The sequence below is a fragment of the Campylobacter concisus genome, assembly GCF_002913045.1.
GTDB classification, from domain to species: Bacteria; Campylobacterota; Campylobacteria; order Campylobacterales; family Campylobacteraceae; genus Campylobacter_A; species Campylobacter_A concisus_AP.
In genome coordinates, this window is record NZ_PPAF01000035.1 from 273094 (window position 1) to 297811 (window position 24718).

Annotated in this window: 27 protein-coding genes and 1 tRNA gene; 9 read left to right on the forward strand and 19 right to left on the reverse strand. The window is 35.7% G+C overall.

The annotated features are described in order from the left end of the window. The first annotated feature begins 23 nt into the window (after nucleotides 1-23). Both CYP43_RS05370 and CYP43_RS05375 read left to right on the forward strand, forming a co-directional pair. Entirely contained in the window at nucleotides 24-833 is an 810-nt protein-coding gene (locus CYP43_RS05370; protein WP_103582775.1) for a ferritin-like domain-containing protein, read from the forward strand. Further along, entirely contained in the window at nucleotides 833-1327 is a 495-nt protein-coding gene (locus CYP43_RS05375; protein ID WP_103582776.1) for a SixA phosphatase family protein, read from the forward strand. The genes CYP43_RS05370 and CYP43_RS05375 overlap by 1 nt, the downstream gene beginning before the upstream one ends. Nucleotides 1328-1336: 9 nt before the next feature. On the opposite strand, the gene CYP43_RS05380 is transcribed toward CYP43_RS05375, so the two are convergent. The 16 genes from CYP43_RS05380 to CYP43_RS05455 are packed head-to-tail and all read right to left on the reverse strand — an operon-like array spanning nucleotide 1337 to nucleotide 16903. Further along, complete coding sequence (locus CYP43_RS05380) at nucleotides 1337-2596, reverse strand: methyl-accepting chemotaxis protein (RefSeq protein ID WP_103582777.1); 1260 nt, start codon at nucleotides 2594-2596, stop codon at nucleotides 1337-1339. Between the two features lie 2 nt (nucleotides 2597-2598). Next, nucleotides 2599-3099 carry a PAS domain-containing protein gene (locus CYP43_RS05385; protein WP_087577028.1) on the reverse strand — a complete coding sequence of 167 codons (501 nt, stop codon included), beginning with the start codon at nucleotides 3097-3099 and terminating at the stop codon, nucleotides 2599-2601. 21 nt (nucleotides 3100-3120) lie between these two features. Further along, complete coding sequence (locus CYP43_RS05390; protein WP_103582778.1) at nucleotides 3121-4359, reverse strand: type II secretion system F family protein; 1239 nt, start codon at nucleotides 4357-4359, stop codon at nucleotides 3121-3123. Next, nucleotides 4356-6107, reverse strand: coding sequence for a GspE/PulE family protein (locus CYP43_RS05395; protein ID WP_087580060.1), 1752 nt, complete (start codon nucleotides 6105-6107; stop codon nucleotides 4356-4358). Before CYP43_RS05395 ends, CYP43_RS05390 begins: the two co-directional genes overlap by 4 nt. A gap of 9 nt (nucleotides 6108-6116) precedes the next feature. Continuing rightward, complete coding sequence (locus tag CYP43_RS05400) at nucleotides 6117-6656, reverse strand: hypothetical protein (RefSeq protein ID WP_103582779.1); 540 nt, start codon at nucleotides 6654-6656, stop codon at nucleotides 6117-6119. After that, entirely contained in the window at nucleotides 6653-7531 is an 879-nt protein-coding gene (locus CYP43_RS05405; RefSeq protein ID WP_103582780.1) for a transformation system protein, read from the reverse strand. Before CYP43_RS05405 ends, CYP43_RS05400 begins: the two co-directional genes overlap by 4 nt. Further along, nucleotides 7524-8351, reverse strand: coding sequence for an ATP-binding protein (locus tag CYP43_RS05410; protein WP_103582781.1), 828 nt, complete (start codon nucleotides 8349-8351; stop codon nucleotides 7524-7526). Before CYP43_RS05410 ends, CYP43_RS05405 begins: the two co-directional genes overlap by 8 nt. After that, nucleotides 8344-9864, reverse strand: coding sequence for a pilus (MSHA type) biogenesis protein MshL (gene mshL / locus CYP43_RS05415; RefSeq protein WP_084107949.1), 1521 nt, complete (start codon nucleotides 9862-9864; stop codon nucleotides 8344-8346). Before mshL ends, CYP43_RS05410 begins: the two co-directional genes overlap by 8 nt. Further along, entirely contained in the window at nucleotides 9842-10255 is a 414-nt protein-coding gene (locus CYP43_RS05420) for a hypothetical protein (protein ID WP_180998646.1), read from the reverse strand. Before CYP43_RS05420 ends, mshL begins: the two co-directional genes overlap by 23 nt. Beyond that, nucleotides 10255-10902 carry a pilus assembly protein PilO gene (locus CYP43_RS05425; RefSeq protein WP_103582782.1) on the reverse strand — a complete coding sequence of 216 codons (648 nt, stop codon included), beginning with the start codon at nucleotides 10900-10902 and terminating at the stop codon, nucleotides 10255-10257. Before CYP43_RS05425 ends, CYP43_RS05420 begins: the two co-directional genes overlap by 1 nt. Beyond that, entirely contained in the window at nucleotides 10899-12419 is a 1521-nt protein-coding gene (locus tag CYP43_RS05430) for a C4-dicarboxylate ABC transporter (RefSeq protein WP_103582783.1), read from the reverse strand. Before CYP43_RS05430 ends, CYP43_RS05425 begins: the two co-directional genes overlap by 4 nt. Nucleotides 12420-12478: 59 nt before the next feature. Beyond that, the gene (gene era / locus CYP43_RS05435) at nucleotides 12479-13348 is read right to left on the reverse strand and encodes a GTPase Era (protein WP_103582784.1); all 870 of its coding nucleotides are present in this window, start codon (nucleotides 13346-13348) and stop codon (nucleotides 12479-12481) included. Continuing rightward, on the reverse strand, nucleotides 13345-14667 hold the full coding sequence (gene hslU / locus CYP43_RS05440; RefSeq protein WP_103582785.1) for an HslU--HslV peptidase ATPase subunit: 1323 nt from the start codon (nucleotides 14665-14667) through the stop codon (nucleotides 13345-13347). Before hslU ends, era begins: the two co-directional genes overlap by 4 nt. Further along, nucleotides 14664-15209, reverse strand: a complete 546-nt coding sequence (gene hslV, locus CYP43_RS05445) for an ATP-dependent protease subunit HslV (RefSeq protein WP_087580068.1) — start codon at nucleotides 15207-15209, stop codon at nucleotides 14664-14666. The genes hslU and hslV overlap by 4 nt, the downstream gene beginning before the upstream one ends. Continuing rightward, nucleotides 15210-15656, reverse strand: a complete 447-nt coding sequence (gene rplI, locus CYP43_RS05450; RefSeq protein WP_103582786.1) for a 50S ribosomal protein L9 — start codon at nucleotides 15654-15656, stop codon at nucleotides 15210-15212. It abuts the gene before it with no gap. Between the two features lie 23 nt (nucleotides 15657-15679). Continuing rightward, nucleotides 15680-16903, reverse strand: coding sequence for an argininosuccinate synthase (locus CYP43_RS05455; protein WP_103582787.1), 1224 nt, complete (start codon nucleotides 16901-16903; stop codon nucleotides 15680-15682). A 202-nt stretch (nucleotides 16904-17105) separates the two neighbouring features. Between CYP43_RS05455 and CYP43_RS05460 the strand changes: the two genes are divergently transcribed. Genes CYP43_RS05460 through CYP43_RS05485 form a run of 6 tightly spaced genes read left to right on the forward strand, consistent with a single transcriptional unit; the run spans nucleotide 17106 to nucleotide 22678 of the window. Continuing rightward, the gene (locus CYP43_RS05460) at nucleotides 17106-19205 is read left to right on the forward strand and encodes a TonB-dependent receptor domain-containing protein (protein WP_141089843.1); all 2100 of its coding nucleotides are present in this window, start codon (nucleotides 17106-17108) and stop codon (nucleotides 19203-19205) included. Further along, a complete protein-coding gene (locus CYP43_RS05465; protein WP_103582788.1) occupies nucleotides 19199-20026 on the forward strand; it encodes an alpha/beta hydrolase in 828 nt (275 codons plus the stop codon). The genes CYP43_RS05460 and CYP43_RS05465 overlap by 7 nt, the downstream gene beginning before the upstream one ends. A 33-nt stretch (nucleotides 20027-20059) precedes the next feature. Then, on the forward strand, nucleotides 20060-20305 hold the full coding sequence (locus CYP43_RS05470) for an RNA-binding S4 domain-containing protein (RefSeq protein ID WP_103582789.1): 246 nt from the start codon (nucleotides 20060-20062) through the stop codon (nucleotides 20303-20305). Next, nucleotides 20305-20703 (forward strand): tRNA (adenosine(37)-N6)-threonylcarbamoyltransferase complex ATPase subunit type 1 TsaE, encoded by a 399-nt coding sequence (tsaE, locus tag CYP43_RS05475; protein WP_103582790.1) that lies wholly within the window; start codon nucleotides 20305-20307, stop codon nucleotides 20701-20703. The genes CYP43_RS05470 and tsaE overlap by 1 nt, the downstream gene beginning before the upstream one ends. Then, nucleotides 20696-21424, forward strand: coding sequence for an LPS export ABC transporter ATP-binding protein (gene lptB / locus CYP43_RS05480; protein WP_072594228.1), 729 nt, complete (start codon nucleotides 20696-20698; stop codon nucleotides 21422-21424). Before tsaE ends, lptB begins: the two co-directional genes overlap by 8 nt. A gap of 3 nt (nucleotides 21425-21427) precedes the next feature. Then, complete coding sequence (locus CYP43_RS05485; RefSeq protein WP_258032177.1) at nucleotides 21428-22678, forward strand: RNA polymerase factor sigma-54; 1251 nt, start codon at nucleotides 21428-21430, stop codon at nucleotides 22676-22678. On the opposite strand, the gene CYP43_RS05490 is transcribed toward CYP43_RS05485, so the two are convergent. From CYP43_RS05490 to CYP43_RS05500, 3 genes are read right to left on the reverse strand one after another with little or no spacing between them, the layout of a single operon-like run. Then, on the reverse strand, nucleotides 22679-23422 hold the full coding sequence (locus CYP43_RS05490; RefSeq protein ID WP_103582792.1) for a hypothetical protein: 744 nt from the start codon (nucleotides 23420-23422) through the stop codon (nucleotides 22679-22681). A 38-nt stretch (nucleotides 23423-23460) separates the two neighbouring features. Further along, nucleotides 23461-24291, reverse strand: coding sequence for an adenylosuccinate lyase (locus CYP43_RS05495; protein WP_103582793.1), 831 nt, complete (start codon nucleotides 24289-24291; stop codon nucleotides 23461-23463). A gap of 50 nt (nucleotides 24292-24341) precedes the next feature. Then, nucleotides 24342-24527, reverse strand: coding sequence for a hypothetical protein (locus CYP43_RS05500; RefSeq protein WP_054196631.1), 186 nt, complete (start codon nucleotides 24525-24527; stop codon nucleotides 24342-24344). A 110-nt stretch (nucleotides 24528-24637) separates the two neighbouring features. Between CYP43_RS05500 and CYP43_RS05505 the strand changes: the two genes are divergently transcribed. Next, nucleotides 24638-24714: transfer RNA gene (locus CYP43_RS05505), tRNA-Arg, on the forward strand. The last annotated feature ends 4 nt before the right edge of the window (nucleotides 24715-24718 follow it).

Below are 24718 nucleotides of genomic sequence, written 5' to 3' on the forward strand. Positions count from 1 at the left end.
ACAGATTTAAATAAAGAGAAAATATGAATTTTTTTGATGAAATTTGGGAAATTTTAAATGAAGGCGAGATTGGGCTTAAATTTTTAAAATTTGAACTATTTTATGAGAAATTTAAACGAGATTTTAATATAAATTTTTACGAAAGCTCTAAACCAAGTGAGCTAATAACGCCTAGCTACGCAAAATTTTGTGAAGTAGTTAGCATGAAAGAGCTAAACAAAAAAGTAAAGCCAAAAGATAAAAATTTAAATTTTATCCATTCGGTAGCTCATATTGAATTTAGTGCTATTGACATCGCGCTTGATGCTTGTTATAGATTTAGAAATTTGCCAAGAGAATTTTATGAAGACTGGCTAGAAGTGGCTGAAGATGAGATCAGACACTTTTGCATGATAGAAAATTTGCTCTTAAAGCATGGCGGTAGATACGGCGAGCTAAGTGTGCATGATGGGCTTTTTATCGCACTTCAAAAGACTTCAAGTAGTCTAACTAGCCGTATGGCGCTACTGCCAAGATATATGGAAGCAAACGGCCTTGATGCAAACGCTCACATCATCAAAAGACTAGAAGCCGAGGGCGGGCAAGAAGAGCTAATAGAGTGCCTAAAAGTCATATTAAAAGAGGAAGTTTCTCACGTTTATAAGGGTGATAAGTGGTTTAAATTTGCCTGCAAAAAAGAGGGCATTGACGAAAATAGCTACTTTGACATTATCTTAAGTTTATATCCAAATTCATTTAAAAATGTTAGAGAGATTAATGAACAAGATCGCTTAAAAGCTGGATTTAGCAAAGAAGAGCTTTGCTTGATAAAGAATTTCTCAAAGGAGAGATAGTGAGTAAAATTTATTTCATAAGACATTCAAAAGCGGTTGATGAGAATAAGGACGGAGCTAAAGATGCCTTAAGGGAGCTTAGTCAAAAAGGCAAAGAAGATGCTAAATTTATGGCAAATAGACTAAAAATGTATGATGTGATGCCAGGGGCTATCTTTTCAAGCAGCGCTAAAAGGTGCGAGCAAACGGCAAAGATTATCGCCAAAACTTTAAAATTTAAAGAAGAAATCGATCTTATAGATGAGCTTTATGATATAAGCTTTGAATATCTTTTAAAATTTGTCAAAAATATAGATGAGAGTTTGGATGATATTTTTATCATCATGCACAATCCAAGCATAACTGAAATTTGTGAGTATTTAAGCGATTCATCAATAGATAATATCCCAACTTCTGGAATATTTTGCGTTGAGTTTGGATGTAAATTTAGTGAGTTAAAAGAGGGCGGCGCAAAAGCGTTATTTTTTGACCACCCCAAAAAACATCAAAGATAATTTAACACTTTAGTTTTTATCTTTAAAAATTTCGTTATACGAAGTAAAAATTTGCTCGCTTAGATCTTCTATTTTTTTAGACTTATCAACAAAATAATTTAAATTTTGTTCGTTATAGCCAGAGGCTGACTTCTCTAGCAAGAGTTTGATTTCATTATTTAGTGACGCTGTAAGCTCTTTTGACTTATCAAAATTTTTATTTTGCTTGTGTTCGCTTATACTCTCGTTCTCATACCAGTCTAGCAGGTTTTGTGCTAAATTACGTATTTCTTCACTATATCCTTGTTCGTTTATAAGATCAGAGTACACTTTAGTTTTGTAAGCGATTTGCGAAATTTTTGCGATTATGGCAAAGGTTTTATCTTCGACATATTTTGATGTTTGAGCGGTATTTTGTGCGTTTGCATTAAACTCGCTCAATACCTTTTTGAAATTTTCTACATTTTGTGTCGTTAGTTTAGAAATTTCATCGATTTTTTTAGAATTTTCATCGATATCATTTACCTCTTGCTGAAGTGTTTTTATATTGACCTCTATATCGCTTGTGGCTTTTTGTGTATTTTCAGCTAGTTTTCTTACCTCATCAGCAACTACCGCAAAACCACGTCCGTGCTCTCCTGCACGAGCAGCTTCAATGGCAGCGTTAAGAGCAAGCAGATTTGTCTGATCGGCAATATCTTTTATTAAATTTAAAACAGAGCTTATTTCAGAAGCCCTAGTGCTTAGCATACCAGTAGCGTTCGAGCAGCTTTGTACTAGACCATCAAGCTCTCCCATATTTTGACTAAGCTCGGCGATATTAGACATATTTTCTTTTGCTACTTGTGCAGTTTGTCTAGCATCTGTTGCTGTTTGGCTTAAATTTTTGATACTTTCATTTAGATCATCTCTTACATAATTTATACCATTTATACCGTTTCCAAGCTTGTCAAGCTCGCTTGATAGAAGACCTCTAACCTTGCTTTTTTGGCCGTCTTTTATACCTGTGACACCCTTGCTCATAGATATGGCATTTCGTTTAAATAAACCCCTAAACCCTTCTACAAATATATTTCTATATGTTTTCGAGTTTTGTGCAGCTTGGACTGAGGTTGAAATTTCACGTTGAAGCGCCTCAACCTGATCTAATAAATCATTTATGCCAAGGGCGACTTCATACATCTCGTCCTTTTCTCCAACATTTACAATGCGAGGCTCTAGTATGCCATTGCTTGCCGATTTGACAACACTTAAAATCTCATTTATTGCATTTGATTTTTTCTTAAACATATCTAGAACCTTTGCAAGTTGTTTATAAATTCATCATAGTTTGTTGATTTTTCTTCCAAAAATTTTAATAAATATTTTTTAGACGCTTCAATACCGCCATCTCGTTCTAGCTCAAGTAGTTTTGCATAAAGTGGTTTTATGATCTCTATTGCTTTTGCATTTGGCTTACGTCTAACAGAATAGTATCCAACGATATTATCTTGCTGATCAAGCGAGGCTGTGATATTGCCAAATACCCAGTAAAATCCACCATTGAGAGTTTTATTTTTAATAAAGGCAAAAATTTCCTCTTTATTTTGTATGCGTTCCCAAAGTAGCTTGAAAATAACTCTTGGCATATCAGTGTGCCTTATTATATTGTGCGGTTTTCCCAAGAGATCACCTTGTTTTACCCCTACGATATTTAAAAAAGGCTCGTTGCAATAAGTAATCCTTCCTTTTGTATCCGTTTTTGAAACTAAAAATGCGTTCTCATCAACGCCATATTCTCTTTCTATAGGCATTTTACTCCTTTAAATGTTGATTTAATTTTTAACAGCTTTTGCCATATCCCACATTGGCATAAATATACCAAGGGCGAGCAAAAGCACCATAGCTGCGATAAATATTAGTAGTATCGGCTCAATATAGTTTGAAATATTATCAATAATATCATTAAATTTCACTCTATAATAATCAGTAACTTTTTGTGTCATATCATCTAAGCTACCACTTTGTTCGCCAGCGCCTATCATTTGTATAAGCATACCCTCATAAAGCCCAGTTTGCCTAAAGGCCTCGGTTAAGCTTATGCCGCGACCAACCAGTACTTTTACAGCAGTTAGCTTATTTCTTATGTCTTGATTTGAAACAGTTACAACGGCAGTATCTAGCGCATCAGCGATAGGAAGTCCCGCGCGAACAAGCTCTGTAAAGATTAGATTAAATCTACTCATATTTGCAAAAAATATTATCTTGCCCACAAGATAGACTTTTAGTAGATATTTATCGACCTTATCCCTAAAATTTTCATCATTTGAATATTGCCTTTTTAGCAAAAAAGCAAATGCGACAAGAACAACTATTATATATATGCCGTAATTGCTCATTATGTATTCAATGTTTAGTAAAATTTTAGTAGGAAGAGGTAGGTCGGCATTAAGCTGGCTAAAAATTTCTCGAAATTGTGGAACAACTGATGTCATAAGCACAATAAAAGCCAAAATTATAGAGCATATTACGGTTATTGGATACCTTATGGCTTTTTTAAATTTTTGCTGGTTATCCCAGACTTCTTGCAAGATAGAAGCTAGCTTTGATAATGCGTCAGCCATATTACCAGTACTCTCTCCAAGCCTTACCATAGCGACAGTGACATCGCCTAGCTCTTCTTGAAAATTTTCTATACTTTGAGTTAAGCTTGCACCTTGATTTAGGTCTTCATCCAGTGTTTGAAATATTGTTTTTAGCCTTTTATCCTCAGTAGCATTTGCTGTCTCTTTTATGCCATCATGTATTGATATGCCAGCATTAGTCATAACGCTAAGTTGCCTTATGGTAGCGACTAGAGCTGGAATTTTTACTTTCGAAGAAGAGAAAATTTTGTTAAATTTTTCTTGCAAATCCAAAAAATCATTGTTAATGCTTGAAACCTGAGCTTCTTTTATCTTTACTATCATGCCTTGAATATTTGCACGATTTTTTACATCATTTTTGCTATTGGCCTTTAGGCTCATCTTTTGGCGTTTGCCATCTTTTATATATTCTATTTCGTAAAATTTCATATCTTGGCAACTCTATATACTTCTTCGATTGTTGTTACACCATTTGCTGCGCGTATAACGCCATCGTGGAACATATCTATAAAGCCTTCGTCATAGGCAGCCTTTTTAAGCTCTTCTTTTGAAGCGTTATTTGCTACGATACTTGCTATATGATCGCTGATGGATAATATCTCACTTATCATTTCACGCCCTAGATATCCAGTTTGCGAGCAGTGCTGGCAACCTACGCTTTTATAAAATTGATAATCTTCAGGGAGAAATTTCTTAATCTCATCAAGAGCTTTTTGAGATAACGTGACCTTTTGTTTGCAATACGGGCAAAGCTTTCTTACAAGCCTTTGAGCCTCGATGCAAACTAGTGCGCCACTTACTAGATATGGCTCAATGCCCATATCGACCATACGAGGTAAAGCGCTAATAGCATCATTTGTATGAAGTGTAGAAAAAACCAAGTGGCCAGTTAGTGCTGCTTGAATTGCGATTCTAAGCGTCTCTTGATCTCTGATCTCACCTATCATGATAATATCTGGATCTTGCCTTAAAATAGAGCGAAGAGCCGAGATAAAAGTAAGCCCAGCCTTCTCATTTACATGTACTTGCTGGATCATATTTAGCTGATACTCGACCGGATCTTCAACGGTAATAATCTTAGTTTTTACACTTTTTATGTCATTTAATGCACCATAAAGTGTAGTCGTTTTTCCTGATCCTGTTGGGCCAGTAACAAGGATGATGCCATAAGGCGCTTTCATACTTTTTTTAAACTTAGCAAAGTTATCTGGATGCATACCAAGGTCTTCAATGTTTATGATAACCTTTGATTTGTCCAAAATTCTTAAAACTATGCTTTCGCCGTTTAAAATAGGTAGTGTAGAGATACGAAAATCGTACTCTTTATCTAAAATTTGAGCTGAAAACCTACCATCTTGTGGGCGGCGGCGCTCCGCGATATCCATATTTGAAAGTAGCTTCATTCGGCTTACCATCGGCGGATAGATATCTTTATCAAATATAAATGTCTCGCTTAGCATGCCATCTATCCTGCTTCTTACAATGCAGTTTGTTTCGGTTGGCTCGATGTGAATATCGCTCGCTCTGCTTTGAATGGATGTTTTTAAAATTATCTCAATTAGCTTTAAAATTCCAGAGCTTTCTGTGCTTTGCCCTTGACTGCTAGAACTTGAAAGCTCTTTTCTAATCTCTGTAATAACGTCCTTTATGCTTTCATTAAGAGCTATTTTGTTTATATATTTTTCTATCTGGGCTGGATCGGCGCAAGCTACTTTTAATAGCTTTCTGTTAAATAAATTTTGAACTTTATCCTGAATGATTACATCAAAAGGATTTTTAAAAGCTACATAAACGCTTATCTCGTCTTCTTTTACTGGGATAGCGTTATATGATTTTAGCTGAGAGGTGCTCAGCTTTTCACTGATACGGTAGTCGATATCTATATCGTCAAGATCAAAAAATGTAATTTTAAATTTATCACATACATATTGAATAAAGCGCTTTTGATCTATCTGAAGGCTAGTTGAAATTTCATCAATGTCAGTATGTCCTCTTCTATAAATATCAGATAGAATTTCAAAAAAAATCTCTTCTTCTAGCATATTTTCTTCAAGCAAAATAGCCAAAAGACTTTTTTTATTTATCTTTTTTATCTCTATAATCTTTAAAATTTGCTCATCATTTAGTTTATTAAGTTGCTCTAATGTTTTTAGCGTTAAATTTTCTAAATTATTCATCTCTTCTCTTTATCTATACTCAATCTGCGAAGTAAGATCGTCATTTTTAAAAATTTTTAAAATCATTTTTGCAAAATTTGGGCTAACAATTGTACTAAGTTCATATCTTGTGTCTGAATTTGGCTCTTCAAAAATAAATACGCCAAGCTCCTCAACGTATTCTTTTTTGACAAATTTATCAAATATAAATGAAAGAATGTAATCGCTCTTTGGAAGTCTAATATAGCTTATATCAGCCCCATCCAAGATAGCATGAAGCAGTAACTTTTTTTTAAGCAATATATCTGCAAAATATGCTGCATTCTCTCTTGAACTTTGTGTTTTTGATAGCTTGCCTGCCGGAAGAGCGAGCCTATCTATATCATTTGTTTTTAAGCAAGATATACCAAAGATATTAAGAAATTCTTCATTTTGTGAATCTTTTAAAAGATCTTGTATTTTTTGATTACAAATTTTAGGATATTCAGCTTTTTCAAAATAACTTTTAATGTCAGCCGTTCCAAGTGCAAAGGCATTTAATGATAAAAATATAATAAGTAAAAATTTCACAACATATCACTTTTTATCTTATTTATTAGCTCATTTATCTCGGACTTATTTTTATTTTTATTATATTCTTCTAATGCGCGCAAGGCATCATCTTTTTGCTTTAGCATATATTTTGCCTTAGCAAACATAACCCAAGACTCCTCAATGCTACTATCTAAATTATTTGCCGATAGTGCCCATTTTATAGTGTCGCTATATCTTTTATCTTGATAGCATTTTCTTGCTATTTTAAGGGCAATTTCTGGATTTTTGCTTTTATTAAAATTTTCTTTTAGTATAGAAATTTCATTGTTTTCACTTGAAATTTGAATATCAATTTTTGGCTTTGCCTTTGGTTCTAATTCTATTATCTCTTCATTTGGTAGAGGCTGTTCATTTTGTATATTTTCATTTTCAGTTGGTAGATTTAGCTTTAGCCAACCGCCACCACTTCTTTGTTTTTTATCTGATGCCTGCTCTTTATTATCTTCATTTAGCTTTATGGATTGTTCTAGCTTTTTAGCTATTTTCTCAGCGAGCTCATCTTGCTTCTTATCTGATTCAAATCTCTCTTTTGCCTGCTCACTTTTTTGTTTGCCATCTTCTAAAATATTTTTACTGACATTAGTTTCAGCAAAGGTTATGTTTTTTTCTTTTATATCTGTTTGTATTGTCAAATTTTTCTCAACTAAAGTTGGATTATTGGTTGTCTCTTTTTTGTTTTTAGCATTTGAAAAAAATAAAAAAGCACCAAAAATAAAAGCAATTAGCAAGGTTGTAATTATTAAAAGGCCTAGCTTTTTATGTGATAACAATTTTAAAAAGCTATTTTTATTCTTTTTTTCGTACTCTTCATAGAGCTTTTCTAGCCTTTGAATTTCTTGTAATTCAAGCATGAATTATTCCTGTATCAAGTGCAGACATTGTCAAAATTTTAATATTTGCATCCTCACTACTTAATTTTGACGGCTGATTTTGTTCATAATATTCACAAATTTCATAAAATTTATACATAATTTTATTTAGTGTGCGTAGATTTCCGCAACAAAGTTCATAGGCTTTGTCATAGTCTTTTTTCTGAAAATTTAGGTATTTATCGTAGCCTTTTTGTCCTATTTTTCTTTGTAAATAAACTATGATTTCATTCGTGTTTGCACTTCCAAGCTCTATACTCTCCCAAATTCTGGTTTGAAAATAGTCCTTTGCTAACACATCTTCATTTTCAGTTTTATGAATAGTAAATAGAAATTTAAATAATCTTGTATCGGCCATAAGCCTTATTTTTTCGATCAATTCAGTAGGATAAAGTTGCGCTTCATCCAGAATGACGACTATTTGGTTTTGTAAAATTTCATCTTTATTTTTAAATTCTTTTGAGTAGTGTGTAACAAAACTTTCAAAATTATTTATATTATCAAGTTTATTTCCGTATATATCTTCACAAAGAGCTTCTATAAATGTAGCTTCGCTAAAAAAAGGATGCGGGAAAAAAATTAATTTTTTATCCTTTTGAAGATCAGAGGCTATCTTGTTTAACAAAAAGGTCTTTCCACTGCCAGGCTTGCCATAAAAAAGTATAAGTTTTAATGGCTTTTTTAGAGCCGAGACGATCTTATTGTAACAAGTGATTGAGTTATCTAGATTAACAAAATCAGCTACTTCGTCTTCGTTGATAAAGATATTTTTTATATCTGTATAAATATTCTTGTTATTCATAGATCGTTTTAGAAAAACCTAAGTCTTTTAATGATTGGTTAAGTGGCTTTTTTTTGTCAAAATCAACCACATGAGGAGTGATGACAAAGATAAGCTCTGTTGTCTTTATATTGTCTCTTGTGCTTTTAAAGACACCACCTATAAGTGGAATGTCAGAAAGAAGAGGTACAGAAGTATTATTTTTACCCTTTGTCTGGCCTATTAATCCACCAAGAATAATAGTATCACCGCTATCAACTTGAACAACAGTTGAAAGCTTCTTTTGCACTGTATCTGGAGCAATCTCTCTTAACGCATTTTGTCTTGTGTCGTCTTCAGCGTATTTAAAGTTACTAAGCGATGGATTGATTCGAAGCATGATTTTGTTATTATCAGAGACTTCTGGTAATAAATTTAATAATATGCCTATAAAAACAGAGTATTGTTTGTAGGTAGTTGTTAGTCTATCACTATTACTGTTTCCATTGTCAGTTTTTTGTTGAACACGGTAGTTTATGTTATCACCAACTGAGATTAGCGCTTGCTGATTATTAAGTGTTGTTACTTTTGGGCTTGATATAACCTTTGTCTTTCCATTTGTTTCAAGAAAATTTATCATTCCATCAAGGCTAAAATTTAAATTAGCTGCAATATTTAATGTACGTCCAAATCCATCACTTAGGCTATTTCCTTTATTTGTCCAAGTAGCGCTTGAGCTAGGATTGTTTCTTGAATTACCAATGTATGTATTAAATCCAAGTTCAAATTTACTCCAGTCAACGCCTTGTTTGTATTCATTATTTAACTCAACTGAAATAATAGAAACATCAATAATTACTTGTTTTTTTAGTCTTTTTTGCATTTCATCTATATATTTCTCAACACGCTTAAGTTGAGAAGGGGTTGCTGTAACAGTGATAAGACCTGCATTTTGATTTATAATAGGATCAGGCGCTGTGATATGTTCGCTACTATTATTTAAAATAGCTTTAAGCTCAGCATCTAGTTTTTCCCAAAAGTCAAACCTTTCGGTAGTTTTTATAAGGTTGCTTGAGCCTTGAGAACTATCATCTTGGGAATTATCGCTACTACTTGAACCACTAGAAATTTCAGATGGAGTAGCATCTACTGAAGCTTGGGTGACAGCAGTTCCTTCTCTAATAGAAGTTATATAATCTAGTTTAAAAATTTGGGTTTTTAAAGATGAAATTTTTAATACATTATTTGAAAACTCGTAGCTTAAATTTTTCTCACTTAAAAGTAGGTCAAAAACTTCGCTAAGACTCATATTTCTGATATTAACGCCAAAAACTTTATCTTTTAGCTCTGTCTTACTATAAGTATCTTTTGCAACAATACTAAAGTTACACATCTCTGAAAGCTGATTTAACACATCTACTAGTGCAACATCATCTGAAATTTTCATATTAAAATTCTTGCTTAAACAACTACTCTCATTAGCACTAGCATAATTCATATTTAAGCAAAATAGTGCACCTATTATTAATATTTTATTTAATTTTAATCTCAACATTTTTACTTCCATTTTTTAAAATTAGCTCTTGTTTTTCATCGCCTTTTACTAAAAAAACACTATTTTTAGTAATGTTGGCTATTTTGTAACCATCAACAATATCACCGACAGCATACCACTTGGAATCAATATTTGCTTTGTTTAATAAAATTGCTTTTAAACTAAGCCCTTTTGAAGCCTGAGGGGCAATTGATAAATTTTGATCCGTTACCGTCTTGATAGGTTCTTGTTTAAAAGGATTTTTTATGCTCGAAAGCTCAATATCACTAAGTCCGCTTCTTTTTTCCTTTATTTTTTCAAAAATTTTATCATAAGAGTCCATTTCCTCTTGAAGCTGATTAGCAAAAGCAATATTTAAAAATAAAAAAGCCAATAAAATTTTTATTTTCATTAGTATTTCATCCCCCAAACAGATATTGAGATCTTAGCGCCAAGCTCTTTTTGGGTAGAATTTACATCAATTTTATGAAGATCAACTACTAGCTTTGATTCTTCAAGACCATTTATATATGAAAGCATATCTTTAAAACCTCCCAAAAATGTCAAGTCAATATTTAAAATTTGCTCAATCTTTTGGAAATTTGGCTCTTTTATATCGCTTTTTAATTCTAAAATTTTTATATTATTTTGCTTTGCTAAAGATACGATGTTGTCTAAAAAATTTGCCCAATTTTGATCGTTAAATAATAAAAATGATAGTTCTTTTAGCTTTGAGTCAAAATGGGCATTAAATTTTAAAACACTAGAATATTTGCCTTTAAGCGTTTCAAGTATTTTGGTCTCTTCATTTATTTTAAAATTTTTATCCCCACTAGGTGAGCTGGTCGATCTTAAATAATCTCTTGTTCTTGAAAGATCATTGCTAATTTTAGTATGCGAATTAAATCTTTCATCATAAAAATCTTGCGACGGATCAAAGCAAAGCATATAAACAATATAAATAATAATTAAAGCTGAACCCAAAAAAATTATATTTGTTTCACTTTGTTTTTTTGCGTCAAAATATTTATCTATTTTACTTAAAACGTCTTGTCTCATTGTCTAATCTCTATACTTATATTACTTTCATATTCGTTGTTTTGCCTATCTTCTTTAATTTTTTTTGTATTTACTGAATATTTAGGCATCTTGCTAATATCTTTTATTAGCTGCGTAATCCTTTTCTCATTATCGCTAACAACCGTTACAGTTAAATTTTTATCGTTATTTTTAATATTTGTTATAAAAACGCTATTGTTGTTTATCATATCGGTAATTTCAAAAAGATTTAAACCTTTCATTACGTAATGGTCTTTTTTGTTTTCAATTTCTTGAAGCAACCCTTTTCTAAAATTTAGCTTCTCTTCCTCTTTGTCAGTCAATCCCTTTATATCATTTTGCTCTTTTTTTAGTCTTTCAAGAGTACTTCTTATTTGTGCTGCTTGTGCATTAAGCACATCAAGCTCATCGCTTAGTCTTTGCGAGTCTGCTTCTAAAATACTGCCAGCTATATAATTATAAAGAGGATAGGACATGCTTAGGCAAAAAGCAGCAGCACATGTCAGTATAAATTTACCACTTTTTCTTTTTGTGAACGGATCAGGTCTAAGCAAATTTGAGAAGTTAAAATCGGCATTAAAGGCCTCTTTTTTGTAAAAATTTGCATACAAAGCCATCATGTTATATCGTTCACTAATGGCTAAATTTTTAGAATTTATTACAGTGCTTGTATTTAATTTCGTAGCATTTGTGCCGAGCTTTGTATTGATAAATTTTTCAAAACGCTCTATTTTATAGTCGCAGTCAATATAGATATTTTTTATATTTATGCTATAGATTCTATTGACAACATTTATCGTGTCATTTACGTAAAATATATAGTCCTCAAAAACAGTATTTAGATCGTAGCTAAAGCCTTCTTCATTGCTATCTAAAAGTCCTCTTGTCTTTAGGATATCCAAAAAGCTTTCTAGGCTTACTCTTTCGCCACTTTGCTCTATAAATTTATCTTTTAGATAATTTAGTGTGTATCTTAAACCTCTTGATGTAAGGTATTCACCATTTACATAAATGCTTATAAATGCTTCATCGGCCCTAAATGTCAAAAAACAATCACTCTGAGTGCTAGGAAGTAAGCCTTTTTTATAGATAGCACTATATAAAAGTGGCTCTACAACGACATAATCTATAAAAGGTACTCTTTTAGAAATATTTTTAAAAATTTTATTTATCGTTTCATTTGTAGCAATAAAAACATTAAAAATTCTATCTTCTTTTTCAACATTGCTTTCAAAATAGACTATTTTATAGTCAATCGCAGGATCAAGAGAGAGCTCTTCGTAAATTTTGATCGAGATATTATTTTCAATATCCTCATCATCTATTGTTCTTGAGATGTTTATGGTAGCTGTTATTATATCTTTGTACTCGATGTAAGATATAAAGAAGTCTCGCTTTAGAATATTCTTTGAAAGACTTAGCGTATCGACATTGCTATTAGAAAATCTAAAACCTTCATATTCATAAGGATCTAGCGTAACGATTGGATTATCGTTAATTTTTCTAAGCTTTAACATAAAAATTTACCTCATAATGCTCTAATTGGGCTGTATTTTAATATTTTTACAATAAAAAATCAATATCCAATTATTTTATTAAGGCTCTTTTCTTCTTTGCTCCAGCCTTTCTTAACGACTACATCGAGTTTTAAAAAGACCTTTGATCCGGTTAAATTTTGTATTAACTTTCTTGCAAAAATTCCTATTCGTTTTATCGTTTCACCATTCTTACCGATGATCATACTTTTATGGATTTCACGCTCTGTGATGATATTTGCATAAATTTCAGTAACACCTGGCTTTTCTTTTACGCTTTTTATGATCGCGTCGCTAAGATATGGGATCTCGTCGCTTAAATTTTCATAGATCGCTTCAAGTATAAATTCTCTAAAAATTTCCTTCTCGTTTGTCGGAGTAAGAAATTCTGGATCATAAAAGTACTCATGCTCTGGCAAAAGCTTGCAAATTTCATCAAGAAGCGGCTTTTTATAAGTAGGCTGCTTGGTACTAAAAGTAAGCAAAGCTGCAAATTTATCTTGAAATTTTTGATACTGGGTGATCTTTTCTAAGACTTTCGCATTTGAGCTCTCATCGACTTTTGTTAGCACTAAGATGTGTGGTTTTTCAGGATTTAGGGCTAAAAATTTCTCGTAGTCACTTGTATTATCATGAATAGGCGCTAAAAATACGATGAGATCGCAATCTCCCATCGATTTTATAGCTTGGCTAATTAGTAGTTGATTTATCGCCTTGTTGCTCTCATGAAGTCCTGGCGTGTCGGTGAAGATGATCTGATCTTCACCATTCATCACGATGCCATTTATCTTTCTGCGAGTTGCGTTTTGTTTATGCGAGACGATGGCAATCTTTTCGTTCAACAAGGCATTTAAAAACGAGCTTTTGCCGGCATTTGTGCGTCCTATGATGCTAACAAAGCCTGATTTCAAAGTATATACCTCGCTAGATCTTGGTCTTCAACCACGTCTTTTAGGCGCTCTTTTACAAGCTCTTTTGTCACATTTATCTTCTCGCCGCTCTTTTCACTAGCCTCAAAGCTGATATCTTCTATCACGCGCTCGATCACAGTGTGAAGGCGTCTAGCACCGATATCTTCCATCTTTTCATTTGCGGCGTGAGCGATCCTGGCTATCTCTCTTATTGCTTCATCGTCAAATTCTAGCTCGACATTTTCGGTTGAGAGTAGGGCGATGTATTGTTTTAAAAGCGAATTTTTTGGCTGAGTTAAAATTTGATAAAGCGCGTCTTCATCAAGGCTATCAAGCTCTACTCTTAGTGGAAAACGGCCTTGAAGCTCAGGGATTAGATCGCTTGGTTTGCTTATATGAAAGGCACCAGCTGCGATAAACAAAATGTGATCTGTCTTTAAATTTCCAAATTTAGTATTTACATTTGAGCCCTCAACGATAGGTAGCAAGTCTCTTTGCACACCTTCTTTGCTTGGATCTTGCCTGTTTGAGCTACCTGAGCCAACGGCAACCTTATCGATCTCGTCTATAAAGATGATACCTTCGTTTTCAGCCCTTCTTAAGGCCTCGGTTTTTATACTCTCAAGGTCTAAAATTTTATCATTTGCTTCGCTTTGAAGGGCTTTTTTGGCGTCTTTTACCTTCATCTCTTTTTTAATGTTTTTGCCACCGATGCCAATTATCTTTATAAAGCTTTCTTGCATCTGCGCCATATCAGGTGGCACATTTGAGCCAGCTTCAAGCGGGTTTTGCTGCACCTCTATCTCGATGCTTAGCTCGTCAAGCTCGCCGTTTCTTAGTCTATTTAACATTTTTTCATAGCTCTTTGCGTACTCTGCTTGCTTCTCTTCACTTGCACCTTTTGGCAGAGGCGGAAGTAGTTTTGAGACGATCTTTTCTTCGATGTAGGCGTTGATTTTGTCTTGATTTTTCTCGCTTTGCTCGTTTTTTACGAGGTTATATGATGCCATAGCAAGGTCTCTTACCATGCTCTCAACGTCACGGCCGACAAAGCCAACCTCAGTATACTTACTAGCCTCAACCTTGATAAATGGCAGTCCCATCATCTTTGAAAGACGCCTTGCGATCTCAGTTTTGCCAACGCCAGTTGAGCCGATCATCAAGATATTTTTTGGCATGATGTCATCTTGCAAGCTTTTTTCAAGCTTCATACGGCGATATCTGTTGCGAAGCGCGATCGCTATGATCTTTTTGGCGTCCTTTTGACCGATCACATAGTCATCTAAAAATTTAACAATTTCTCTTGGTGTTAAGTTCATTTTCTCTCTTGTTCTAAAACATAAGTTTTGATGTTTGTATTTGTATAGATGCAAATTTCTCCGGCGATCTTGAGGCTCTCTTTGACTAGCTCCTCTTCGTCGATATCGGCAAATTTATCTAAGGCACGGGCCGCTGAAAGTGCGTAGTTGCCACCACTTCCAATAGCTGCTATCTTGCCATCTTCTGGCTCAACAACATCTCCAGTGCCACTAAGTAAGAAAATTTTATCCCTATCAAGCACAAGCATCATCGCTTCAAGCTTTCTTAGATACTTGTCTTTGCGCCACTCTTTGCTAAATTCTATAACCGCCTTTAGCAAATCGCCCTTTGTATGCTCTAAATTTTTCTCAAACATATCAAAAAGATTAAACGCGTCAGCAGTGCTACCAGCAAAACCAGCTAGAACTTTGCCGTTGTGAATTTTGCGAATTTTTACGGCATTGCCTTTTAAGACAGTATTACCAAAGCTCACTTGTCCGTCGCCGCCGATGACTGATTTGTTTTTGCCTTTGTAGGCTAAGATGGTTGTCGCATGAAACATCTACTCTCCTTGCACGTCAACCTTCAAGCTCGCATTTATCGAGTGTCCTAGCTTTACATGAACATCATAAAGGCCGACTGCTTTTAAGTGAGTGTCCATGTCGATCGCTTTTTTTTCGACTACTAAATGGTGAGTTTTTTCAAGCTCTGCTGCGATCTCTTCTTTTGAAACTGAGCCAAAAAGCGAGCCATTTGCACCAAGAGTTTTCTTGATGACAACTGTCACTTTTTCAAGCTCTTCTTTAAGCTTTTCTAAATTTGCGATCTCATATTTTAGCTCTTCAGCCTTTCTTTTTTGAGCTGCTTCATATTGACGAAGAACGTCTGGAGTAGCTGCTTTTGCAAAGCCTTTGCCGATTAAGAAGTTGTTGCCGTAGCCATCTTTTACCTCTTTTATCTCGCCAGCTTTTCCAAGTCCTTTTACATCTTTTATTAATAATACTTTCATTTTTATCCTTTTAAATTTTATTTTTAGTCAAATTTTCGCCCATTTTTACGTGCGATGATGAAGCGAAGCGCATTTAGTTTGATAAATCCCTCTGCATCTTTTTGGTCATAAACGCTGTCTTCCTCAAATGTGCAGTATGCCTCGCTAAATAGATTGTCATCTTTGCTATTTCTGCCAAGAATGGTCACGTTGCCTTTATAAAGCTCGACTTTAACTGAGCCATTTACGTGCTCTTGACTCTTGTCGATGAGAGCTTGAAGCATATTTCGCTCAGGTGACCACCAGTAGCCGTTGTAAATTAGCTCGGCGTATTTTGGCATGATCTCATCTTTTAAGTGAGCTGCACCGCGGTCAAGCGTGATGCTCTCGATCGCTCTATGAGCTTTTAGCATTATCGTGCCACCAGGTGTTTCGTAGCAGCCGCGGCTCTTCATACCAACTGAGCGGTTTTCTACGATGTCAAGTCTGCCGATACCGTGTTTTGCGCCAAGGCGGTTTAGCTCGGTTAAAATTTTAGCTGGGCTCATTTTTTTGCCGTTTATGCTCACTGGATCGCCTTTTTCATAGCCGATCTCGATGATCTCACTCTTATCTGGAGCATCTTTTGGGCTTACTGTCCATCTCCACATATCATCTTCTGGTGCGTGACTTGGATCTTCAAGCACTAGACCTTCATAGCTTATGTGAAGTAAATTTGCGTCCATCGAATATGGGCTTTTGCCTGGTTTTTTGGTGATATCTATGCCGTTTTTCTCAGCATATGCCAAAAGTTTTTCGCGGCTATTTAGATCCCACTCGCGCCATGGAGCGATGATAGTTAGATTGTCGCCAAGCGCGTAGTATCCAAGCTCAAAGCGAACTTGGTCGTTGCCTTTGCCTGTTGCTCCGTGGCTCACGCCATCAGCGCCAACAAGTCTTGCGATCTCGCTTTGGCGTTTTGCTATTAGTGGGCGCGCTATCGAAGTGCCAAGTAGATACTCTCCCTCGTAGACTGCGTTTGCTCTAAACATAGGAAATACATAATCACGTACAAATTCTTCTCTTAAATCTTCTATAAAAATATTTTCAGGTTTCACACCAAGTGCTAGGGCTTTTTTGCGTGCAGGCTCTAGCTCTTCGCCTTGGCCAATGTCAGCTGTAAATGTGACTACTTCGCAGTTATATTCATCTTGAAGCCATTTTAAAATGATACTTGTGTCAAGTCCGCCAGAGTATGCTAAAACCACTTTTTTTACGTCTTTTTTCATAGCTCTTCCTTTTGTTAAAATGGTCGTATTTTAGCCTAAATTGATTAATTTTTAATAAACTAATTTGATAAATAATGTAAGTTTTTTCTTAGAAAATTTTATAAAAAAGATTACTATTTAAAATTATGATAATTAATATTGTTTTAAAAGATACTTTGTTAAATTTCAAACTTTTTCAAATTAAATTTTTAAAAGGATAGTCGTGAGAAAAACAAAATTTATTGCCATCTGCCTTAGCGCTTGCGTGGCAAATTCGCTCTTTGGAGCAGAGCATAAAGACAATAACGAAACAAGGCTTGATGGTGTTGTAGTAAGTGCGAGCGGCTTTTCGCAGCAGATTAAAGAAGCTCCCGCAAGCATAAGCGTGATAAGTGGCGACGAGCTTACAAAAGATAGTTTTACTTCGCTTCATTCAATTGCTCAAAAAGTCCCAGGTGTAAATGTCATAGGTGGCGAGGATGGTCCAGCTAGCGGTATCTCGATACGTGGTATGGAAAGCTCTCAAACGCTAGTTTTAATTGATGGCAAAAGAGTAAATTCTAGCAGCGCAAACCCAAAGGGCGGAGCAGGGGATATGAACTCAAATTTTATCCCACCAGCTGAAGCGATCGAGCGCATAGAGATCATCCGCGGTCCTATGAGCTCGCTTTATGGTAGCGACGCAGTTGGAGGCGTGATAAATATCATCACTAAAAAAGATTTTTCAAAATTTAGCGGCAACGTCGGTCTCTCAACTACGATAAACACACACAAAGGCATAGGTGATGGTAGACAGGGGGACTTTTATCTGAATTTGCCACTTTATAAAGAGTTTTTAGCGCTTCAGCTTTGGGGCTATAAAAAGCTAAGAGATGAGGATGGCTACGTTGGTGGCTACCAAAAAAGTGATAAGAGAAATTTAAGCGCAAAGCTCTGGATCACACCAGACGAGCACAATAAATTTTTCATCCTTGGCTCAAATGAAAGGCATGATTACTCAAGAACTATTGGAAAGTCAGCCACTACTAGAACAAACAGACTTCTAAACGCCTATGACTATGAGAAAAAGAGCTATGGCGTGGGCTATCTTGGCGAATTTGATAACCTAAATGCCGATCTTAGCTACATCTATGATCAGACACAAAGAACGAGCCTTTTTGACAGCCTCATACCTGCAAAAGCCAAAAATCATAACTTTAACTCAAAATTTACAACGTTTTTTGGCGCACACACTCTAACTTTTGGCTATGACTTTAGTAAGCAAAATGTTGGCACGACCTTCATCGTCTCAAATGCCTCAAGGAATGGTCTTAGGAATCCAAAAAGTTACTCAATGAGTGAGCATGCGGGATTTATCGAGGATGAGTGGCAAATTTTAGATGAGAAGCTATTTTTAACGCTTGGTTCAAGACTCACGCACAACGAATTTTTTGGCAACCACCTCTCGCCAAGAGCCTACCTAGTCTATAATGCCACAGATACGCTAAGCTTAAAAGGCGGCGTGGCGACTGGCTATAAAACGCCAAATGGCAATCAAATCTCCCCAGAAGTAGGCACTATTCAAAATGCTTGGAAAATAGTTGATTTTGGAAACAAAGATCTAAAGCCAGAAAAAAGCATAACTTACGAAGTTGGTGCATATTATGACAATCAGGCTGATTTTAGAGGCTCGGTAATGTTTTTTAAAAATGAATTTAAAGACAAGATCCTAGATACTGACGGCAGTAATGTAAATAGAATTCCAGCTTTTGGTACTTGCACAAATGCACCAGACGTTACTTGCCCTGGCTGGGGAACTTACTTTAACATTGAGGGTGCGACCGTTTGGGGAGTGGAGCTAAGTGGTGACTACGACATCCTTTCAAATCTAAATCTAACCTCAAACTACACCTATAATAAGTCAAAGATAAAAACTGGCAACCCAACGATAAATACGCCAAGAGGCCCTATGAAATTTAGTGAGACAAATCTTGGCAGACTTGATGCAAAAAGCCTAACAGCAACCCCAGAGCATGCATTTCATGCAACACTTGCTTATAAACCAATTAAGAGTGTAAAAACATTCTTCACCACAAACTATGAGGGCAAGCTTACTAGTGTGAAATTTGGCCCTGGCAATAAAGTGAGTGAAAATAATAAAAATTTACTCACATTTGATACAGGCGTAAGCTGGGACGCGAACAAGCACCTAACACTTAGCCTAAATGCCTACAATATCTTTGATAAAGTAAGATACGATGAGGCGCTAGCAGACGACGGCAATTACTACTGGTATCCACAAGAGGGCAGGAGATTTTGGTTTAAGGTCGCTGCAAAATGGTAAGAGTGTTTAAATTTTTGCTTTTTACGCTTGGCGTGACGCAGGCTTTGCACGCAGGACCTAGTCAAGCGCCTGAGCCACTTAGCCAAAAATCTGCTAGTAAATTTGAAATTTCAACCTTTAAAATGAGTGCAAATGATGAAATTTATAAAATTTTCACAGCCAAGTTAAAGGAGCAAAATGAGTTTAAAAATGTGCTTTTCTTGCTTGATGCAAATGCCCAGTTTAATATGCTCATAAATGAATTTGATGGCAAGGTTGCGCCACTAATAATAGGCATAGGATATGACACAGACAAAAGCTACGAGGTAGAAAAACGCACAAGAGATCTCACTCCAAAGGCGGATGGCGAGGAGTTTAGCAAGGGTGGTGGCGCAGATGCGTTTTACCGCTTTTTAACTAAAAATTTAGTGCCGCTAATCGATGAGAAATTTAATGTGCAGGATAGCCAAAAGAGCCTTTATGGTCACTCTTTTGGTGGTCTTTTTACGCTTTATGCTTTGCTTAAAAATGAGGGCATCTTTTCAAATTTCTTTATCGCTTCGCCATCTCTTTGGTGGGGCGAGTCTGAAATTTTAAAGCAAAACGTGAGTGAGGGTAAATTTAAAGAGAAGCTAAAGGCCAAATTTGTCTTTCTTAGCGTTGGTGAGCTTGAAAAGAGAAAGGGCAAAACAGACAAAGCTGGCATTTTAAAGGCGAGCGATCTAGCCCAAATTTTAAAGCAAAGCGGCGTAAATTCTCACTTTGAGCTTTTTAAAAATGAAACCCATGGCAGCGTCATACCTCTAAATTTAAAAGAGCTTTTAAAATATCTAAAGGATTAAAAATTTAAGGCTATTTTTGTTAAAATCCGCCGCATGAGAGTAGATAAATTTTTAAACGTAGTAAATATCACCAAAAGGCGTGCCGTTAGCGAAGATATGTGCAAAAGCGGCGTTGTAAGCATTAACGGCGTGCAGGCAAAAGCGGCAAAAGATGTTAAGGTTGGCGATGTGGTTAGCATCAAATTTCTAACGCGTGAGGCGAGATACGAGGTGCTAGCGATCCCAACTACAAAAAGCATACCAAAAAGCACTCAAAGCGAATATGTAAAAGAGCTTTGATGGTTTTTGAGCTTTTAGAAAATGAACTTGATGGGCTTGTGCGGGTGCTGCCAAAAAGTGGCGTTGTACTACTAAGTGGCGATCTAGCAAGTGGCAAAACGACGCTTGTAAAGGCGATCATCAAGGCGCACGGGATAGATGAGAGCGTGACGTCGCCGACATTTTCTTTGATGCAAATTTATGGTAAAGATATCTACCACTACGACATTTATCAGATCGGATTTGACGGGATGGCTAAAAATGGCCTTTTTGAAAATTTGTTTGAAGAGGGGCTTCATCTAGTAGAGTGGGGCGATGAAAATTTAGAAAAAGCTCTAAAGAAAAACGGCGAGAGCTATACGATGATAAAAATTTCTCCTAGCAAAAATGGTAGAAAATACGAGGTTATAAGTGCATAAACTAGAAGTAAAAGATCTAAAAAAGACGATCAAAAAAACTGAAATCATAAAAGGTATATCTTTAGAGGTAAATAGCGGCGAAGTGGTGGGGCTTCTTGGGCCAAATGGCGCTGGAAAGACGACTACTTTTTATATGATCTGTGGGCTCATCTCGCCAACTAGCGGAGATGTCTTTTTAAATGATGAAAAGATCACAAACGTCCCGCTTCACAAAAGAGCGCACCTTGGTATTGGCTATTTACCGCAAGAATCAAGCATATTTAAAGAACTAAGCGTAGAAGAAAATTTACTTCTTGGGGCTGAAATTTTAAATCAAAGCGAAGAAGAGATAGCAAAAAGAGTAAATGAGATGCTAAATATGCTAAACATCGAGCCTATCCGCCTAAGGAAGGGCGTTAGTCTAAGTGGCGGCGAGCGCAGACGCTGTGAGATCGCTAGAAGTCTCATCATAAAGCCAAAATTTTTGCTGCTTGATGAGCCATTTGCGGGCGTCGATCCTATCGCAGTTAGCGACATCCAAAGTATCGTTAGAGACCTTAAAAAGCTAGGCATCGGCGTTTTGATAACTGACCACAACGTCCGTGAGACGCTAGCTATTTGCGACAGAGCCTACGTTATCAAGGATGGCTCACTTCTAGCAAGTGGCAGTGCGAGCGAAGTAGCAAACAACAAGCTCGTTAGAACGCACTATCTTGGCGAAGAATTTAAGCTACTTGAGTAGATGATGCTAAGGCAAAAGCAAACTTTAGCGCCAAAGATAAAACTAAACCAAACGCTGCGAAGCTGGCTTCCCATACTTCAAAGCGGGCTTGATGAGCTAAAAGAGACGCTTGAGCCTTTTATAAAAGAGAACCCATTTGCTACGATCGAACACAAAAATTTAGAAAAAAGCGAAAAAAAGCGAAATTTTTTCGAGCAAGTTAGCAAAAACTCGGTTAGCGAGAGCATCGAGGCTTTAAGTGTTTATAAAGAAAGCCTCTATGAAAAGCTAATTAGTCAGATCAATCCGCCACTTTTTCCCACACAAAAGTCTCAAGATATCGCATATAAGATCATCGAGTGCTTAGACGATGAGGGCTATTTTTCTTATGATGATGAAATTTTTACTGGCTTTAATGAGGGCGAAGTGGAGCGGGTTAGAGCGAGATTTGCTCATCTTGAGCCTTGTGGCGTGGGCGCAAAGGATGTGAAAGAGAGCTTTTTGTTTCAGCTTGACGAAGCAGAGGTAAGCGATGAGATCATAGAGTGCGCAAGAAAGATTATCTTAAATTTTGAAAATATAGAAAAGCTTAGAAAGCTAAAATTTTATGACGACGCGCTAAAGATCATAAAGAAATTTAAAAATCCCCCGGCCATTGAGTATCTCGAAGATGAAAAAGAGGCGGTGCCTGATATCTTCGTGCTAAGCACAAGCAGTGGTATAAGTGTGCAGATAAATGACGAGTACTATCCAGAAATTTTGGTTGATACCGAAGGACTAGACGAGAAAGAGGCTTTTGTAAGCTCACGTATAAAAGAGGCGAGCGAGCTCATAGACGCCCTTGAGATGAGAAAAGCGACGCTTTATAAAATAGGGCTCATGATAGTTGAGTATCAGTATGACTATTTTTTGGGCGGAGATATAAAGCCTATGAAGCTAAAAGACCTAGCTGACGAGCTTGGGCGCAACCCTTCAACCATCTCAAGAGCGATCGCAAACAAATATCTAAGCTGTTCAAGAGGCACGGTCGCACTTAAAAATTTCTTTTCAACTGGCTTTGACGAGGAGACTTCAAATGCTGCGATAAAGGAATTTTTGCTAGAGCTTATCAAAAATGAAGACCACAAAAAGCCACTTTCTGATCTAAAAATTCAAGAGCTAATCCAAGCTAAATTTAACATCCAAATCGTTCGCCGAACTATCACAAAATACCGCAAAATTCTAAACATCGGTAGCTCAAGCCAGCGAAAAAGAGTCTATCAGATAAACGGCTAACTACCACTCATTTACAGCAAAAAGTATGGCCTTACGCATCTGCGTAAAAAGCTCGTTACTAATCTCTTCGTACTCTTTGCCACGTTTTTTATATTGTGCCATGCCTGCTGCATCGTCGTTCCAAGAGCCCATACCGCCAAAGACATCAGCCAAGCTTGCCGCAGCAAAAAGAGCTAAATTTTTCTTTGGCATAAGCGGTGCATTAAATATCTTTTGATCATCATTGCTTGAAGATCTAAGTGATTTTAATGCCCTGCGAAAACACTCACCAAAATTCTCACACTCTATCTCATCTGCAAAGGCTGCTATCTTGGTAAGTGTGTCCATAAAAGCCTCTGTGTTGTCACTAAAATTTTCTAAATTTACATCTTTTTCAAGACCAAATTCTTTATATATTATGTCCCAGCCTCTTTGATTTTTGTTGTATTTCCAGTAGGGCACGAAGCAGCTCATGTGCTCTTTAAAAATACAAATGATCGATTTTGCGGTAGAGTTTGAAAAGCTAAGCAATAAACGTTCATCTGATGAGCCAGTTAAATTTGCAGTAAGTCTTACATCGCTTAATCCAAGTTTTAATGCGTGCTCAAACCACTCATTTACGCCATTTGCCCTATGGCCTGAGAGAAAGTGAAAATTTATACTATTTTCGTAGTTAGTGCCATTATACAGGATAGAAGAATTTGACTTTATGGCCTGCTTTGCGGCAACAATAATGGCGCATATATTAAACATTTCACCATTCATTTTTGCTCTCTTTAATAGCCCTTGTGACAAGCCGTGCTCTAGCCAACCATCACAAAATTTTCTTGATTTTTAAAGTATGGTTTTAGGCTTTCATAAGCAGATTGAATATTTTTAAATTTCTTTGCATATTCTTCTTGTATGAGAGGATTTTTGTTGGCATGCCTATCTGGGTGATAGATATTTACGAGCGAAAGGTAGCTTTGTCTGATGGTTTCAAAGTCATCATTTTTTCTGCAACCCAAAATCTCAAAATTTTCCTCAAGTAAATTTGCAAGCACAGAAAATCTGCTTACAAATTTAGATGAGCTTTTTATTTTTATGCCTTGTTTAAAGGCTCTGTAGTCTTTTTCATCATAGATAAAATTTACGCTAAATTTTGGATAGCTTCTTTTGTAGAGTAGTTTATTTAATGTGTTTATGTCGTTGTCATTTGAGATGGTGATGTTTAAAAAATCATCATTTTTGCTAAAAGTAACATTACTTTTTACTAGACTCTCGCTGATGTAGCTAGCAAAATCTCTGCAAAGTGCATCTTTTAGTTCAAATTCGACTTCATTTTTTACAAAATTTACGTTTAGGCTAATGACTGGAGTTAGGGCATTTTTTTGAACAAAGCCAAGCTTTATGGTTTTATAGTTTGCAAAACGAATATCAAGCTTATCATCGCTTTGCTTTTCATAAAGTTTTTTTATAAATTTTAAAAAGCACTTGCGTTGTGGGATTTCGCTCTCTTCATAAAACGAAATAACCTTATTTTTATTAGATAAAATTTTTGTAAAATTTCTGCTTATCATATCTCTAAGCTCACGAAACAAAGTGTCATTATCAGTTAAAATACTTAGAGATTCTAATGTTTGCGTAACTTTCATTGCCTACTCCACATAAAATATTACATGTTTTAGCAATAAGCATTCCAAATTTATATTTTTCTTATATCTTGGCCTTTAATGTACTCGGCAAATTCGTTTTTTAGTTTATTTTCTTTATACGAGATCGCCTCTTCTTTTGTATGAGAAACGGCTTCTTTTTGAGTTTTTTTGATCTCACCTTGCTCTTTAGTAAGTTCTTTTTTTATCTCTTTTAAACTATCGAAAAAATCATTCATTTTTACTCCTTTTATTTTTATCGGATTTTACTAAAACAGTTATAAAATTAAAATGAATACAATTTTTCTTTAAGGAAAGTTTGGCTAATATCTCGACTTAACTTTCTTGTGCGCTCGTAGCTCAGCTGGATAGAGCATTTGATTGCGGTTCAAAAGGTCAGAGATTCGAATTCTCTCGGGCGCACCATCTT